The organism is Pseudocitrobacter faecalis (assembly GCF_965231525.1).
GTDB lineage: Bacteria > Pseudomonadota > Gammaproteobacteria > Enterobacterales > Enterobacteriaceae > Pseudocitrobacter > Pseudocitrobacter faecalis.
In genome coordinates, this window is the sequence record NZ_CBDDNJ010000002.1 from 985,206 (window position 1) to 1,001,428 (window position 16,223).

At 53.1% G+C, this 16,223-nt stretch carries 13 protein-coding genes and 1 tRNA gene; 10 read left to right on the plus strand and 4 right to left on the minus strand.

Annotation, left to right across the window (positions count from 1 at the left end; all coding sequences use genetic code 11):
- The first annotated feature begins 405 nt into the window (after positions 1–405).
- The 3 genes from pgtC to pgtA are packed head-to-tail and all read left to right on the plus strand — an operon-like array spanning position 406 to position 4,860.
- On the plus strand, positions 406–1,617 hold the full coding sequence (gene pgtC, locus ACOXYR_RS05300; protein WP_415728383.1) for a phosphoglycerate transport regulator PgtC: 1,212 nt from the start codon (positions 406–408) through the stop codon (positions 1,615–1,617).
- Positions 1,618–1,628: 11 nt separating this feature from the next.
- The gene (gene pgtB, locus ACOXYR_RS05305; RefSeq protein ID WP_167405889.1) at positions 1,629–3,623 is read left to right on the plus strand and encodes a two-component system sensor histidine kinase PgtB; all 1,995 of its coding nucleotides are present in this window, start codon (positions 1,629–1,631) and stop codon (positions 3,621–3,623) included.
- On the plus strand, positions 3,613–4,860 hold the full coding sequence (gene pgtA / locus ACOXYR_RS05310) for a two-component system response regulator PgtA (RefSeq protein ID WP_421355543.1): 1,248 nt from the start codon (positions 3,613–3,615) through the stop codon (positions 4,858–4,860). Before pgtB ends, pgtA begins: the two co-directional genes overlap by 11 nt.
- 30 nt (positions 4,861–4,890) lie before the next feature.
- Here pgtA and ACOXYR_RS05315 read toward each other — a convergent pair.
- Positions 4,891–4,965 (minus strand) — tRNA-Arg (locus ACOXYR_RS05315).
- A 75-nt stretch (positions 4,966–5,040) separates the two neighbouring features.
- On the minus strand, positions 5,041–5,970 hold the full coding sequence (locus ACOXYR_RS05320) for a formate/nitrite transporter family protein (protein ID WP_407731371.1): 930 nt from the start codon (positions 5,968–5,970) through the stop codon (positions 5,041–5,043).
- A gap of 289 nt (positions 5,971–6,259) precedes the next feature.
- Between ACOXYR_RS05320 and mlaA the strand changes: the two genes are divergently transcribed.
- The gene (mlaA, locus tag ACOXYR_RS05325) at positions 6,260–7,015 is read left to right on the plus strand and encodes a phospholipid-binding lipoprotein MlaA (protein ID WP_113857969.1); all 756 of its coding nucleotides are present in this window, start codon (positions 6,260–6,262) and stop codon (positions 7,013–7,015) included.
- 63 nt (positions 7,016–7,078) lie between these two features.
- Here the strand turns inward: mlaA and fadL are convergent, their stop codons facing one another.
- Complete coding sequence (gene fadL, locus ACOXYR_RS05330; protein WP_167405885.1) at positions 7,079–8,398, minus strand: long-chain fatty acid transporter FadL; 1,320 nt, start codon at positions 8,396–8,398, stop codon at positions 7,079–7,081.
- A 372-nt stretch (positions 8,399–8,770) separates the two neighbouring features.
- Here fadL and ACOXYR_RS05335 point away from each other — a divergent pair, with 372 nt between their 5' ends.
- The 4 genes from ACOXYR_RS05335 (at position 8,771) to sixA (ending at position 13,363) form a co-directional block, all read left to right on the plus strand.
- Positions 8,771–9,055, plus strand: a complete 285-nt coding sequence (locus tag ACOXYR_RS05335) for a YfcZ/YiiS family protein (RefSeq protein ID WP_015963594.1) — start codon at positions 8,771–8,773, stop codon at positions 9,053–9,055.
- 162 nt (positions 9,056–9,217) lie between these two features.
- The gene (fadI, locus tag ACOXYR_RS05340; RefSeq protein ID WP_108473545.1) at positions 9,218–10,528 is read left to right on the plus strand and encodes an acetyl-CoA C-acyltransferase FadI; all 1,311 of its coding nucleotides are present in this window, start codon (positions 9,218–9,220) and stop codon (positions 10,526–10,528) included.
- Positions 10,528–12,678, plus strand: a complete 2,151-nt coding sequence (fadJ, locus tag ACOXYR_RS05345) for a fatty acid oxidation complex subunit alpha FadJ (RefSeq protein WP_421355469.1) — start codon at positions 10,528–10,530, stop codon at positions 12,676–12,678. The genes fadI and fadJ overlap by 1 nt, the downstream gene beginning before the upstream one ends.
- 199 nt (positions 12,679–12,877) lie before the next feature.
- The gene (gene sixA / locus ACOXYR_RS05350) at positions 12,878–13,363 is read left to right on the plus strand and encodes a phosphohistidine phosphatase SixA (RefSeq protein WP_108473547.1); all 486 of its coding nucleotides are present in this window, start codon (positions 12,878–12,880) and stop codon (positions 13,361–13,363) included.
- Positions 13,364–13,449: 86 nt separating this feature from the next.
- On the opposite strand, the gene smrB is transcribed toward sixA, so the two are convergent.
- Complete coding sequence (gene smrB, locus ACOXYR_RS05355; protein ID WP_421355470.1) at positions 13,450–14,001, minus strand: endonuclease SmrB; 552 nt, start codon at positions 13,999–14,001, stop codon at positions 13,450–13,452.
- Positions 14,002–14,165: 164 nt separating this feature from the next.
- On the opposite strand from smrB, the gene prmB reads away from it, so the two are divergent.
- Positions 14,166–15,098, plus strand: a complete 933-nt coding sequence (prmB, locus tag ACOXYR_RS05360; protein WP_108473776.1) for a 50S ribosomal protein L3 N(5)-glutamine methyltransferase — start codon at positions 14,166–14,168, stop codon at positions 15,096–15,098.
- Positions 15,099–15,137: 39 nt separating this feature from the next.
- On the plus strand, positions 15,138–16,223 hold the full coding sequence (aroC, locus tag ACOXYR_RS05365; protein WP_108473549.1) for a chorismate synthase: 1,086 nt from the start codon (positions 15,138–15,140) through the stop codon (positions 16,221–16,223).

The following is a 16,223-nucleotide window of genomic DNA, read 5'->3' on the forward strand; positions in this document are numbered from 1 at the left end:
CTGTACTTTTAATTGATATAGACAGCAGGAGTAATCGACATAAAGAGTGCGGTAATTACCGTATGGCTTCAAGTTCAGGAAATGTGTCAAAAGTGACTCAAATGAGTATGCAGATAGGCCATTTTTGACTCAGTAATTTATGACTAACCAGCTTATTATTATTTTTGATATCAGATTTATCTTCGTCTTGTGCGGCTATTAACAAATTGCATTATCCTCCTCTGGTATCATTATTACAGTTCAGCAATGCTTGCCAGGATATCTCCGTATTCGTCAACGGCATTACGGATAATTTAAAACGGGTAAGTTTTGCCACAATTTTTATTTCGCGGGAATTTGAGATTTATGAGAGGGATCACATTCGTGTTTTGCCACCTGGTCAGAACATTGGGCAAAATCGGTATTTTGTTATCGCTGTTTCTGCTTTCCAGGCCGACGTTGGCACAACATGGCGAACTGGTGATGGCGACAACATTTTCACCCGGGGCGACCGCGTGGATTATTCAGCGCTGGCAAACGCAGCCTGATTCCGTGACCATCCGGACACTCAACCGTACCAGCGCTTCTCTGGAGCAATTACTGGATACCTCCAACGCTGAAAATGTCGACCTTGTTTTGACTTCCTCACCGATGCTGCTCCAGCACCTTCAGGAACATCAAAAGCTTGCACCGCTGGAAGAGGTTCCACAGAACAGTCTGCGCCTGGTGCCTGAGTCGATTCGATCTACCTCCGTTGCCGTTGCGATTTCGGGGTTTGGCCTGTTGATTAACCGCTCGGCGCTGGCTGCACGTCATCTTCCTGCTCCCGCAGATTGGGATGATTTGATGCATCCGCGCTACCAGGGGGCTCTGCTGATGAGCAGCCCGTCGAGGTCTGATACCAATCATTTGATGATTGAAGCGCTGTTGCAGCAAAAAGGCTGGGCGCAGGGCTGGGAAACGCTTCTGGCGAGCGCCGGCAATTTAGTGACCATTTCATCACGAAGTTTTGGCGTTGCCGATAAAATTAAGAGCGGGCTCGGCGTCGCCGGGCCGGTTATTGATAACTATGCCAATTTGCTGTTAAACGATCCGCATCTGACGTTTAGCTATTTCCCCCAATCGGCGGTTTCGCCTACCTATGTGGCGGTGCTCAAGAAAAGCCAGCATGCAGGGGAAGCCCGGCGTTTTATTCGCTATCTGCTCAGCCCGGAAGGTCAGCGTATTTTGGCTGATGCCAATACCGGGAAATACCCGGTGACGCCGCTGAGTTCCGACAATCCCAGAGCCGCGCAGCAGGCCGTGTTGATGAACCAGCCGCCGTTGAACTATCGACTGATACTGAAACGTCAGCAGTTGGTGCAGCGCATGTTCGATACGGCGATCAGCTTCCGTCTCGCGCAACTCAAAGATGCCTGGCGAGCGCTTCACAGCGCTGAAGCGCGGCTTAAACGGCCTTTGCCTGACATTCGCGCGTTGCTCACCCGCGTGCCGGTTGATGCTGCGAGCAGCGAAAATGAAGCCTGGCTGGCGCAGTTTGATAATAAAAGTTTTGCCGAGCAACAGATGATGGAATGGCAGCTTTGGTTTCTGAATAACCAACGCCAGGCAATCAATAAACTGGAAGAGTTGAAATGAAGGGCAAGTCGGTGCTGCAACGCGTGCGGCAAATGAGTATCAGTAATAGCTTACGCGGCGCTTTTTTAATGGGGGCACTTCTGACCTTAATTGTCAGTAGCGTTAGCCTTTACTCCTGGCACGAACAAAGTTCGCAGATACGTTATTCACTTGATGAGTATTTTCCGCGCATTCATTCTGCTTTTCAGATTGAAGGAAGCTTAAATCTGGCCGTCGATCAGTTAAACGAGTTTTTATTAGCACCTAACACCACGGTGCGTTTACAACTGCGAAATCAGATTATCCAGCAACTGGATAAAATTGAGCGGCTCAGCCAGGGCCTGACGCCCAAAGAGCATCAACAACTATCAATGATTTTGCAGGATAGCCGGAAATTGTTATCCGCGCTGGACAGAGCGCTTTATAACATGTTTCTGGTACGTGAAAAGGTCAGTGAACTTTCCGCCAGAATCGATTGGCTGCATGATGACTTTACGACCGAGCTAAATTCGCTGGTGCAGGATTTTACCTGGCAGCAGGGAACATTGCTTGATCAAATTGAAACCCGCCAGGGCGATACCGCGCAATACCTGAAGCGTTCCCGGGAAGTGCAGAATGAGCAACAGCAGGTCTATACGCTCTCGCGCATTGAAAATCAGATTGTTGACGATCTTCGCGACCGCCTGAATGAACTGAAATCCGGAAATGATGACGGGATGTTGGTTGAGACGCATATTCGTTATCTTGAAAATCTCAAAAAAACGGCGGATGAAAATATCCGCGCGCTGGATGACTGGCCCAGCACTATTACGCTGCGGCAAACAATTGATGAGCTTTTGGAAATCGGCATGGTGAAAAATAATATGCCTGACACAATGCGCGATTATGTCGCCGCGCAAAAAGCCCTCATCGATGTCAGCCGCACGCGTGAAGCGACACTGGGGCGGTTTCGCGTATTGCTGGAGACACAACTCGGTAATAGTCATCAGCAAATGCAACGCTTTAATCAGCGAATGGAACAGATTGTTCGCGTGAGTGGCGGGTTAATTCTGGTCGCGACATGTCTCGCGCTTTTACTGGCCTGGGTGTTGAACCACTATTTTATTCGATCGCGACTGGTTAAGCGGTTTACCGCGTTGAATCAGGCTGTTGTGCAAATTGGTTTGGGCACTACCACCACGGATATTCCCGTGTATGGCCGGGATGAACTTGGACGCATTGCCGGTTTACTGCGTCATACGCTTGGCCTGTTACATTCACAAAAGCGACAACTTGAGCAGGAAATTACCGAGCGTAAAGCCATCGAAGAGGATTTACGCTCAACGCAGGATGAACTGATTCAGACGGCAAAACTGGCCATGGTCGGGCAAACCATGACCACGCTTGCGCATGAAATTAATCAGCCTCTGAATGCGTTATCGATGTATTTATATACTGCGGGCCGTGCTATCGATATGGGGCAAACCGATCAGGCTAAAACAACCTTGCTTAAAGGGGAGGGACTGGTCAGCCGGATTGGTGCCATCATACGGTCTTTGCGGCAATTCACACGGCGTGCGGATCAGGATATTGCGCTAAAACCGGTCGACTTAACGCAGACCTTTAATGCCGCCTGGGAATTACTTGCCATGCGCCATAAGCCGCAACAAGCCGTGATGTTTCTGCCCGAGACAAATGCATGGGTTCGCGGGGAAGAGGTTCGTCTGCAACAGGTGCTGGTGAATATTCTGGCGAACGCCCTGGATGCGTGCCCAGGCGGCGCAGAGATAAACGTAAGCTGGCAAAGAGAGGGGGACACGCTTTGTGTGCTCATTGCCGATAATGGCCCGGGGTGGCCCGAGCATTTGCTGCCGACGCTGTTGAAGCCTTTTACAACCAGCAAAGATGTGGGGCTGGGCATTGGTTTATCGATTTGCGTCTCGCTCATGACGCAAATGGAAGGAGAACTGCGTCTGGCATCGACCGTAACAAAAAATGCCTGTGTGGTGCTGCAATTTAAAATGATGGATGTAAATGATGTCGAGTAACGAGTTTTCCATTCTGCTGATTGATGATGATGCCGACGTGCTGGATGCCTATACCCTTCTGCTTGAACAGGCGGGTTACCGCATTTTTGTCTGTAATAACCCGCTGGATGCGCAGCAATGGATTGAGAAAGACTGGTCTGGAATCGTGCTTAGCGATGTCTGTATGCCGGGTTGCTCTGGCATTGATTTAATGACGATGCTGCATCGCGACGATAAACAGCTGCCTGTCTTATTGATTACTGGCCATGGCGACGTCCCTATGGCCGTCGAAGCGGTGAAAAAAGGGGCCTGGGATTTCCTGCAAAAACCGGTCGATCCCGGTAAATTGCTGACACTTGTTGATGCTGCCTTACGCCAAAGAAAGTCGGTGATCGCCCGCCGTTTACGCCACCAACAACGATTACAGGTCGAGGTGGTAGGGCGTAGCGAATGGACGCAACGTTATCGGCAACGTCTGGAGCAACTCAGTGAAACGGATATTGCCGTCTGGTTTCACGGGGAGGCGGGAACCGGGCGCATGACCGGCGCGCGTTATCTTCATCAATTGGGACGCAATGCAGACGGGCCGTTCATCTGCCACGACGTGATGCCTGAAAACAGGGCCCCGTTTCAGGACGTTATTGCCCGAGCTTATGGCGGCACGCTGGTAATAAGTCGTCCGGAAAATCTAAACCGGGAGCAGCAATACCAGCTTGCTCAGCTTCAAAGCCTGGAACAGCGTCCGTTCCGTTTGATTGGCATCAGCCCCTCTTCTCTGGTTGAGTTAGCCGCCGCCAATTATATTGTTGCTGAGCTTTATTACTGCTTTGCCATGACACAAATTTTCTGTCAGCCCTTATCCCAGCGACTGGACGATATTGAGCCATTATTTCATCACTATTTACACAAGGCCTGCCAGCGTCTTAATCATCCTGTACCCGACGTAGGGGCCGAAGTCCTGAAAAGAATGCTGCGTCGGGGGTGGTCAAATAATATCCGTGAACTGGCGAATGCCGCTGAATTATTCGCGGTGGGCGTACTGCCGCTGGCGGAAGTGGCTAACCCGCATCTGCATGTCAGTGAACCGACGCCGCTGGATCGACGCATCGACGAAATTGAACGGCAGATCATTACCGAGGCGTTAAATATTCATCAGGGACGCATTAATGAGGTTGCAGAGTATTTGCAGATTCCCCGCAAAAAGCTCTATCTGCGGATGAAAAAGCATGGTTTGAGTAAAGAGCATTATAAGATGTAGTGGAATAAAAACGAGGGTAGGTGAGGGGCATGGTGTCCCCTGCAGGAATCGAACCTGCAACTAGCCCTTAGGAGGGGCTCGTTATATCCATTTAACTAAGGGGACGAAGCGGCACGAGTATAGCGTTTTTTGCCCTGTCGGGTAAGCCTCGTGCCGCTTAACTGCTCAAAGCATCACCATTTAGCGCTGTTTTTTCGACATTTTTTCCTGCTCCCCGCGCTGTTTCTCCTCTTCCTTGCGCTTGTTACTCATGTCGTTGCGAATTTGCGCGTGGCTCATCAGGGCGAAGATAAAGGTGCCGCCGCAGATGTTTCCGGCGAGAGTGGGAAGGGCGAAAGGCCAGAAAAACTCGCTCCAGTGCACGGTGCCGTTGAAGACCAGATAGAGAATTTCGACCGAACCGACCACTATATGCGTAGTGTCGCCCAGTGCGATAAGCCAGGTCATCAGGATAATGACCACGATTTTCGCTGCACCTGCTGCCGGGAACATCCAGACCATTGTGGCAATCAGCCAACCGGAGATGATTGCGTTGGCAAACATCTCGGTGGGGCTGTTTTTCATCACGTCCATACCAATTTTGACAAACGCATCGCGCGTCTCTTCATCAAATATCGGCATATACTCGAACGCCCATGCCGCCACGCCGGTGCCCAGCACGTTGCCAAAAAGCACGATGCCCCACAGGCGCATCAACAGGCCGAAATTACTCGCGGTCGGTTTTTGCATGATCGGCAGAACCGCGGTGACGGTGTTCTCTGTGAAAAGCTGCTGGCGCGCCATGATGACGATAATAAAGCCAAAGGTGTAGCCAAGGTTCTCCAGCAGAAAACCCCCAGGGACGCCATCCAACTGGACGTGAAAAATGCCTTTTGCCAGCAGCGATGCGCCCATCGAAAGCCCGGCGGCGATGGCAGACCACAGCAGCGCCATGGCGTCGCGCTCCAGCTCTTTTTCGCCGTCCTGGCGGATATGCTCGTGGATAGCCATCGCGCGCGAGGGAAGGCGCTCTTCATCTATCTCAATCTTCTTCCCGCTTTGCTTCTCTTCGCTCTCGACTTCCAGCTCATCGCTGTGAGCGTCAATTTTATCGTCTTTGAGGTTGTCCATCGCGTTGTCCTTTTCTGTACACAAACCAGTTAAAGCGTAGCGGCTTTTGTAACAGTCAGGTCGGGAGTTATTCTGAAATGGCAAGAATAGTAACGTTTAATGTCAGCGGCTTCGGTAGAATAGATATGCACAATGCGGCGGTTACCAGGCTAAAATTAGAGCAACGAGACCGCGAATATAGACATCATTCGACGTGCTGTTACAATCGCTCACACCTAAACAGGCGGACACTCATGCGTTCCGTCATGGATGGCAATCAGCGATAGCCATAATTTACAGGGAGACATTTATGAAGCTTCGCCTGTCGGCGGTTGCGCTGGGCACCACACTGCTTGTCGGTTGTGCGAGTTCTGGCACTGAACAGCAAGGGCGGTCAGACCCTTTTGAAGGTTTCAACCGCTCGATGTACAACTTCAACTTTAATGTGCTGGACCCTTATGTGCTGCGTCCGGTGGCTGTTGCATGGCGCGATTATGTTCCGCAGCCTGCGCGTACCGGCCTTGGCAACTTTACCAGCAACCTGGAAGAGCCAGCGGTAATGGCCAACTACTTCCTGCAAGGTGACCCCTACCAGGGGATGGTGCACTTCACGCGCTTCTTCCTGAACACCATTCTGGGGATGGGCGGCTTTATTGATGTGGCCGGGATGGCAAACCCGAAACTGCAACGCGTAGAACCGCACCGCTTCGGCAGTACGTTGGGCCATTATGGCGTGGGTTACGGCCCGTACATGCAACTGCCGTTCTACGGAAGTTTCACCCTGCGTGATGAGGGCGGCGATATGGCCGATACCCTGTATCCGGTGCTCTCCTGGCTGACCTGGCCAATGTCTATCGGTAAATGGGCGGTTGAAGGGGTGGAAACGCGCGCCCAGTTGCTCGACTCCGATGGTCTGCTGCGGCAGTCTTCCGATCCATACATTCTGGTGCGCGAAGCTTACTTCCAGCGTCACGACTTTATTGCCAATGGCGGTAAGCTGAAACCGGAAGAAAACCCGAACGCCCAGGCGATTCAGGATGATTTAAAAGATATCGACTCTGAGTAAATCGCGGAGTGTAGATAGAGAAAAGGTGAGCACTGAGGCTCACCTTTTTTATTGGGGTAAAACTTAGAAGCGATAGTTGAAGTTGGTACCGAACAGCCAGGCTTTACCTTCTGATTTAAAGGTGTATGGGCCTTCCTGGAATTTAACACTCTGGCCGTGCATGTAGGATACCCCCACATCGACAGATGCATCTTCATTAAATGCATAGGTCGTACCGGCGCTCAGCCACAGGCGATCCTGATCCGGAATAGAGATAGAACGGTAATTAGACGGGACCGGGCTATCATCGAAAGCGATACCGGTACGGAATGTCCAGTTATCGTCATAGTAATAGGTGGTACCCAGCGCCAGGCGCCATGCGTCTTTAAAGTTCTCGTCTTTCTGGAACAGTGTGCCACTGCTGTTGGTTGCCTTCAGCTCTTCGAATTGACTCCAACTGGTGTAGGTGGCGCTATAGTGGATAGCCCACTGCGGAGCCACACGGTTATAACCGGAGATTTCCCACATTTCTGGCAGATTCAGCGTCAGAGAACCATTCGTGGTGCTGCCGTTGGTGCCTGCCGGAAGGCCGAAATTACCCAGAATTTGGTTATAGGCTGACGGAAGATCGCTCTTATAATCGCCATCAAAGTCGATTTTCACTTCAGAACGGTAGGTAAAGCCGTAACGGTTATTCTTATCAAGCTCAAACAGAATACCGGCATTCCAGCCAAAGCCCCATTCGTCACCTTTCAGGTGCGCAATTTTCGTGTTTGCCGGGATCTGGCTTACCTGGCCTGCCAGAGCAGGTGGCAGAGCCCCAGAACCAGCAACGATCTGACCTAAATCACCCGCATAGCGGTCGATTTTTGCACGGGCGTAGACTGCGTTGAAGCCAGCCCCGAAGCTCCATTGAGGACTCAAGCGGTAAGCGCCGCTCAGGTTAAGGTTCAGGGTTTCAAGGTCAGTGGTACCGCCGTACGCGCCAGCGGCGTAGGTATCGTTAAACTCGGTTGCCAGACCATAGTTAGAGGTAACAGATGCCCCCCAACCGAATTGATCGTTGATAGGCATCACGAAGTGAACGTTCGGTACCCATGCGGTAGGCGCGATGTTGTCCGCTTTCAGGCTGTTGCCGGTTGGCGAGCGGCCTGAAACGTTTACATCCGGGTCAATATAAACCGCACCGGCAGAAAACGTCGGGCGATCAAACATCATAATCAGCGCGGGGTTACGGCTGGCGTTGCCTGCGTCGTCAGCGATGGCACCTTCACCGGAATAGGCGCGGCCTAGACCAGAGGAAGAAAACTCATTAAGCTGGAAGCCTGCAGACCAGGCGTGGGTTGAAACGAGTGCCACTGCGACTGCGAGAGCAGACTTTGTAAACCGGGTTTTCTGGCTCATGACCATAACCTCATTGAGTTATTTTTATACAAAAAATGTTACATGTAGTAACAGAAGCGCGAAGTGTAGGGGCTGGACTACGTCAGAGAAATCAGACCAGTGACGAGAGTATAGGTCTGACCAGATATGATGTTGCAATATTGTTTCTCGGATTTTACGTAGATGATCACCGAAACGGGATCTGGTTAGCAAATTTGGCGAGGTTGAGCTTCATCTGTTTGGGTGATTTTTGTTTTAGATCATTTTTAAGTGTGATTTCGGTCACTTATCTCAATTGGCATAACGAACAACTGGAGGGAGCTTTCCGGGGAGCGTAAAATAAGGGCATCGTTTATCTGGCACCTTCGCGTGCATGTACAGAGGAAATCTACAATGAGTAAATGCAGTGCTGATGAAACCCCGGTTTGCTGCTGTATGGATGTTGGTACCATCATGGACAACTCCGATTGCACAGCCTCCTATAGCCGCGTTTTTGCAACTCGCGCTGAAGCTGAAGAAACCCTCGCTGCGCTGACTGAACGTGCGCGTGGCGTCGAATCCGATCCGTGCGTCATCACCCCGGTCTTCAAAGACGTTGAGGGCGGTGTACAGATGGACATCGATTTTGTCTTCGCCTGCGAAGCTGAAACGCTGATCTTCCAGTTAGGTCTGCGTTAATCCTTCCCAAACGCCTCTGCACCGCAGGGGCGTTTTCTTTTCTCCCTTCAGTGTGTTTTAGCTCCCATTTTTCTCTCTCTCCGATTGGCTTAATGTAAAAAATTAGTTAAGACTGTTATCAGGTCAGACCACTTTGGTTTTATTTTTTAACAGGGGAGTTTTATGAGTCAGGCATTACCGCTTATCACCCGTCAGGGCGATCGCATTGCCATTGTCAGTGGTTTACGTACCCCATTTGCCCGTCAGGCCACCGCGTTTCACGGCGTACCGGCGATAGATCTCGGCAAAATGGTAGTGGGCGAAATGCTGGCGCGTAGCGAAATTCCCCCTGAAATTATCGAACAGCTGGTTTTTGGCCAGGTTGTTCAGATGCCAGAAGCGCCTAACATTGCCCGCGAAATTGTCCTCGGTACGGGGATGAATGTGCACACGGATGCCTACAGCGTCAGTCGCGCCTGCGCCACCAGTTTTCAGGCGGTCGCCAACGTGGCCGAAAGCCTGATGGCAGGGACGATTCGCGCAGGGATTGCAGGCGGGGCGGACTCCTCCTCCGTGCTGCCGATTGGCGTCAGTAAAAAGCTGGCGCGGACGCTGGTTGACGCCAATAAAGCGCGGACGCTCGGCCAGCGCCTGAAACTCTTTTCCCGCCTTAAGCTGCGCGACCTGATGCCGGTTCCCCCGGCGGTTGCGGAATATTCTACCGGCCTGCGCATGGGCGATACGGCTGAACAGATGGCGAAAACGTACCACATTACGCGTGAAGAGCAGGACGCGTTGGCGCATCGCTCGCATCAGCTGGCAGCGCAGGCATGGGCGGAAGGCAAACTGGCGGATGAAGTGATGACGGCCTACGCGCCACCGTTCCGTGACCCGCTGGAGCAGGACAATAATATACGCGGTAGCTCGACGCTGGCGGATTACGCCAAACTGCGCCCGGCCTTCGACCGTAAACATGGCTCGGTCACGGCAGCCAACAGTACGCCGCTGACTGATGGCGCGGCGGCGGTGATTTTAATGACTGAATCGCGCGCCCGCGAACTGGGTTTAACACCGCTGGGCTATCTGCGCAGCTACGCGTTTACCGCCATTGAGGTGCAGCAGGATATGCTGCTCGGCCCGGCGTGGGCCACACCGCTGGCGCTCGATCGCGCGGGGCTCACCCTCGCAGATCTCACGTTGTTTGATATGCATGAAGCGTTTGCCGCACAAACGCTGGCAAATATTCAGTGCCTTGCCAGCAATCGTTTTGCCCGCGACGTGCTGGGGCGTACCCAGGCGACCGGTGAGGTTGACGAAAGTAAGTTCAATGTGTTGGGCGGATCGATAGCCTATGGGCACCCCTTTGCCGCCACCGGTGCCCGAATGATCACGCAAACGCTCAATGAATTACGCCGCCGGGGAGGCGGTTTTGGCCTTGTCACCGCCTGCGCGGCGGGTGGTTTGGGCGCGGCAATGGTACTGGAGGCTGAATAATGACGACAATATCCGCATTTTCTCTCACTGTTCGCCCGGATAACGTCGCCATAATTACCATCGATGTGCCGGATGAAAAAATGAATACCCTGAAGGCGGAGTTTGGTGCGCAGGTGCGGACGATTCTCAGGCAAATTCGCGACAATAAAGCGCTTCAGGGTGTGGTTATCATATCTGCCAAGCCTGACAACTTTATTGCCGGCGCTGATATCAACATGATTGGTAACTGCGCCAGCGCGCAGGAAGCCGAAGAGCTGGCGCGGCAGGGCCAGCAGATCATGGCGGATCTGAACGGTTTGTCGATCCCGGTGATTGCCGCCATTCACGGAGCATGCCTTGGCGGCGGGCTGGAACTGGCGCTTGCCTGCCATGGGCGCGTCTGCTCTGACGATCCGAAAACGGTGCTTGGGTTACCGGAAGTGCAACTTGGTTTGCTGCCGGGCTCAGGCGGTACCCAGCGATTGCCGCGTCTGATTGGCGTGAGTACAGCGCTGGATATGATTCTGACAGGCAAGCAACTGCGCGCGCGCCAGGCGCTTAAGGTTGGGCTGGTGGATGACGTGGTGCCACAGACGATTTTGCTGGAAGCCGCGGTTGAGCTGGCAAAGCAAGTGCCATCCCGTTCACGTCATCTGCCGGTCAAAGAGCGCATTCTGGCGGGCCCATTGGGGCGCAATATTCTGTTTACGCTTGCCGGAAAGAAAACCGAGCAGAAAACGCACGGCAACTATCCGGCGACCAAAAAGATCCTGGACGTTATTGAAACCGGGCTGGCACAAGGCACCAGCAGCGGCTATGACGCGGAAGCGCGCGCCTTTGGCGAGCTGGCGATGACTCCGCAGTCTAAAGCGCTGCGGCATATCTTCTTCGCCAGCACGGAGATCAAAAAAGATCCGGGTGCCAGCGTTGAGGCCGGGCCATTGCGTGCGGTGGGGATCTTAGGCGGCGGTCTGATGGGCGGAGGGATCGCCTTCGTGACCGCCACTAAAGGAAAACTTCCGGTACGTATCAAAGATATCAATGCTAAGGGCATCAACCATGCACTCAAGTACAGTTGGGAGCTGCTTGATAACAAGGTGCGTCGCCGCCATATCAAGGCTAATGAGCGTGATAGTCAGCTGGCGTTGATTTCCGGATCGACCGATTATCGCGGGTTTGCGCATCGGGATCTGGTTATTGAAGCGGTGTTTGAAGATCTGGCGCTGAAACAGAAAATGGTGAGTGAAGTGGAGCAACAGTGTGCGCCGCACACCATCTTTGCGTCGAATACGTCGTCGCTGCCGATTGGCGATATTGCCGCCCAGGCACAACGCCCTGAACAGGTGATCGGCCTGCACTTTTTCAGCCCGGTCGAAAAAATGCCGCTGGTGGAGGTTATCCCACACGCGGCAACCTCTGAACAGACTATCGCCACCACCGTGAAGCTGGCAAAGAAACAGGGGAAAATGCCGATTGTGGTGGCCGATCGCGCTGGGTTTTATGTAAATCGTATTTTAGCGCCGTACATTAACGAGGCGATGCGTATGCTTACCGACGGTGAACGCATCGAAGATATTGATAATGCTCTGGTTAAATTCGGTTTCCCCGTTGGGCCTATCCAGCTTCTGGATGAGGTGGGAATTGATACAGGCACCAAAATTATGCCGGTGCTGGAAGCAGCGTATGGGGATCGTTTCAGCGCCCCTGCAACGCTTATTTCAGCGATTTTGAACGACGATCGCAAAGGCAGAAAAAACGGTCGCGGATTCTATCTTTATGGCGCAAAAGGGCGTACAAGCAAGAAACAACCGGATAGCGCAATCTATTCGCTACCTGGAATGGCTTCGCGTAACAGCCAGCTTTCGCCGCAACAGATAGCCGAACGCTGTGTGTTGCTTATGCTCAACGAAGCGGCGCGCTGCTTTGATGAACGCGTGATCCGCCGCGCGCGCGATGGTGACATTGGCGCGGTGTTTGGCATTGGTTTTCCACCGTTCTTAGGTGGCCCGTTCCGTTACATGGATTCGCTGGGCGCGGGTGAAGTGGTTGCCAGATTACAACGCCTGGCTTCACAGTACGGCCCACGTTTTACGCCGTGCGAGGTGTTGGTCGCCATGAGCGAACGAGGAGAAACTTTTTATTCTCCGTTGGAAACTGGCTCAGAGGGTTGAGGTCAAAGGTATATCACTCAGCGAGTGACGCTGTGCTGGTCATTTTGTAAACAAATATTGACTATACTTACGCCATTAAGGTAAAAGACAGCGTTTCATTCATTGGATGGATCAGGCACAATGCCCGGCTACCGAAACATCGCAGGTCTCGTTTCCTGCGATGTTGATCGGTGCTTCTGTTTAACAAAAGCGGTGCAATATGCAAGTTTTTATTATGCGTCACGGCGACGCTGCTCTTGAAGCAGCCAGTGACTCGGTTCGTCCTCTTACGGGATGTGGTTGTGATGAATCCCGTCAGATGGCAACCTGGCTGAAAGGCCAAAAAGTGGATATTGAACGTGTTCTGGTTAGCCCGTTCCTGCGTGCGGAACAGACTCTTGATATGGTAGGGGAGTGCATGCACTTGCCTGAAGATGTCGAAGTGCTGCCTGAACTGACACCATGCGGTGATATCGGACTCGTCAGCGCGTATCTGCAAGCGCTGGCGAATGAAGGTGTCGCGTCTGTACTGGTGATATCTCACCTGCCACTGGTTGGCTACCTGGTCTCTGAACTTTGCCCTGGCGAAACGCCGCCAATGTTCACCACCTCTGCGATCGCCTGCGTCACGCTGGAAGCGGACGGCATGGGCGTCTTCAAATGGCAAATGAGCCCCTGCAATCTGAAAATGGCGAAAGCGATTTAAGACCTTGCCTGCTGTTGTGCCGGATGGCGCCTGCGCTTATCCGGCCTACAGATATACCCGAGTCGCCATCCGGCAACGCTTTGGGCCTACGGCAATTCCGGCGGCAGCCACTCTTCCACTTCAATCAGCACCAGCAGCGCGGCGTCTCCGCCATACTCTTTCGATGCCTGATGAAATGCCATAACGTGCGGATGCTGCGCCAGCCATAGCGGCGTTTGCTGTTTAAGAATATGCTTTCCGTGCCCGTGCATCACGCAGGCGCAAAATACATGTTCGCGGCGACAGGCGGCAATCAGCGCGCCCAGTTCTTGTTTAGCCTGCTGCTGCGTCAAACCGTGCAAATCGAGAAACAGCTCCGGGGAGTAATCGCCACGGCGCAGTTTTTTCAGCTCGAAATGGCTGACGCCTTCGCGCACGTACCTTACCGGCCCTTCGGTATTCAGCAGCGGTTGAAATTCGTCGGAGAAGTAGTGGCTGTTGTCCACCTGCTCCTGAATAAGCCGCTTCACCGGCACGTCACTCACTTTCTTACGTAACGGGCGATGGACAATGGTGTCCTGCTTAATTTTGTGCGTGCCCGTCATCAGTTGCTGAAACAGCGCCTGATCCTCCTCGCTAAGCGATGCTTTCTTTTTCATGGATTCTTCTCATCTGGCATTTTCGTTAGTTTACCTTCTGAAGACGGCGGTTGGCAGTGAAAACGGTTTTTTCCCCGGTCGCCTGCGTAAGAATGCTGATTTATCGGCGTCTTCGTGGCAAACTAGCCGCCGAATTTACCCCGACGCATGCCCTGGAGAATAATGTGGATAAGATTTTTGTCGATGAAGCGGTCAATGAGCTGCAAACCATTCAGGACATGCTGCGCTGGGCGGTAAGCCGTTTTAGCGCGGCGAATATCTGGTACGGGCACGGCACCGATAACCCGTGGGATGAAGCCGTACAGCTGGTTCTGCCTTCACTCTATCTGCCGCTGGATATTCCGGAAGACATGCGCAGCGCACGCCTCACCTCCAGTGAAAAACACCGCATTGTTGAGCGCGTGATCCGCCGCGTGAACGAGCGTATTCCGGTCGCGTATTTGACCAACAAAGCCTGGTTCTGTGGCCATGAATTTTACGTCGATGAACGCGTGCTGGTACCGCGCTCGCCGATTGGCGAATTAATCAACAATAAGTTTGCCGGTCTTATCAATCATCAGCCGCAGCATATCCTTGATATGTGTACCGGCAGCGGCTGTATCGCGATCGCCAGCGCTTATGCCTTCCCGGAAGCGGAAGTGGACGCCGTGGATATTTCGCTGGATGCGCTGGCCGTGGCCGAACAAAATATTGAAGAACACGGCATGATCCATAACGTCACGCCAATTCGCTCAGACCTCTTCCGCGACCTGCCGCAGTTGCAGTACGATTTAATCGTCACTAACCCGCCGTACGTCGATGCTGAAGATATGTCCGATTTGCCAAGCGAATACCGTTTCGAGCCAGAGCTGGGCCTCGCTTCGGGTACGGATGGGCTGAAGCTGACGCGCCGCATTCTGGCCTGTGCGCCGGATTACCTTGCGGACGATGGCGTGCTGATTTGTGAAGTCGGCAACAGCATGGTGCATCTCATGGAGCAGTACCCGGACGTACCGTTTACCTGGCTGGAGTTTGATAACGGCGGTGACGGCGTCTTCATGCTGACCAAAGCGCAGCTGGTGGCTGCCCGCGATCATTTCGCGATTTACAAAGATTAATCCAGCACGCAACAACACAACAACGACAGCGGAGCCGTGATGGCAGGAAATACAATTGGACAACTCTTTCGCGTAACCACCTTCGGTGAGTCGCATGGTCTGGCACTGGGCTGCATCGTTGATGGCGTGCCGCCAGGCATCCCGTTAACGGAAGCGGATTTGCAGCACGACCTCGACCGTCGTCGCCCTGGCACCTCGCGCTACACCACCCAGCGCCGCGAGCCGGACCAGGTGAAAATTCTCTCTGGCGTGTTTGAAGGCGTGACCACCGGTACCAGCATTGGCCTGCTGATTGAAAATACCGATCAGCGCTCGCAGGATTACGGTGCTATCAAAGATGTGTTCCGCCCAGGGCACGCTGATTACACCTATGAACAGAAATATGGCCTGCGCGACTATCGCGGCGGTGGCCGTTCTTCTGCCCGTGAAACGGCAATGCGCGTGGCGGCGGGCGCCATTGCCAAAAAATTCCTCGCGACGAAATTCGGAATTCAGATCCGCGCATGCCTGACTCAGATGGGTGATATTCCTTTGGCGATAAAAGACTGGGATCAGGTTGAGCAGAACCCATTCTTCTGCCCGGATCCAGACAAAATCGACGCCCTGGATGAACTGATGCGCGGCCTGAAAAAAGAGGGCGACTCTATCGGGGCGAAAGTCACTGTGGTTGCCGATGGTGTACCTGCGGGCTTTGGCGAGCCAGTCTTTGACCGCCTGGATGCCGATATCGCGCACGCACTGATGAGCATCAACGCGGTGAAAGGCGTGGAAATCGGCGACGGTTTTGACGTAGTGAAACTGCGTGGCAGTGAAAATCGCGACGAAATCACCAAAGACGGTTTCCAGAGCAACCACGCGGGCGGCATTCTGGGCGGTATCAGCAGCGGTCAGCAGATTGTCGCGAACATCGCTCTGAAACCCACCTCCAGCATTACCGTGCCGGGTAAAACGCTCAATCGCTTTGGTGAAGAAGTTGAGATGATCACCAAAGGCCGTCACGACCCGTGTGTCGGTATTCGTGCGGTGCCTATCGCGGAAGCGATGCTGGCGATAGTTTTGATGGATCACTTTATGCGTCAACGTGCGCAAAACGCCGATGTGACGACCACTCTTCCACGCTGGTAA

Coding starts and splice junctions, on each gene's coding strand:
- pgtA (WP_421355543.1), top strand. CDS start 3,613: ATGTCGAGTAACGAGTTTTCCATTCTGCTGATTGATGATGATGCCGAC.
- ACOXYR_RS05320 (WP_407731371.1), bottom strand. CDS start 5,970: ATGGACAACCTCAAAGACGATAAAATTGACGCTCACAGCGATGAGCTG.
- mlaA (WP_113857969.1), top strand. CDS start 6,260: ATGAAGCTTCGCCTGTCGGCGGTTGCGCTGGGCACCACACTGCTTGTC.
- fadL (WP_167405885.1), bottom strand. CDS start 8,398: ATGAGCCAGAAAACCCGGTTTACAAAGTCTGCTCTCGCAGTCGCAGTG.
- ACOXYR_RS05335 (WP_015963594.1), top strand. CDS start 8,771: ATGAGTAAATGCAGTGCTGATGAAACCCCGGTTTGCTGCTGTATGGAT.
- fadI (WP_108473545.1), top strand. CDS start 9,218: ATGAGTCAGGCATTACCGCTTATCACCCGTCAGGGCGATCGCATTGCC.
- fadJ (WP_421355469.1), top strand. CDS start 10,528: ATGACGACAATATCCGCATTTTCTCTCACTGTTCGCCCGGATAACGTC.
- sixA (WP_108473547.1), top strand. CDS start 12,878: ATGCAAGTTTTTATTATGCGTCACGGCGACGCTGCTCTTGAAGCAGCC.
- smrB (WP_421355470.1), bottom strand. CDS start 14,001: ATGAAAAAGAAAGCATCGCTTAGCGAGGAGGATCAGGCGCTGTTTCAG.
- aroC (WP_108473549.1), top strand. CDS start 15,138: ATGGCAGGAAATACAATTGGACAACTCTTTCGCGTAACCACCTTCGGT.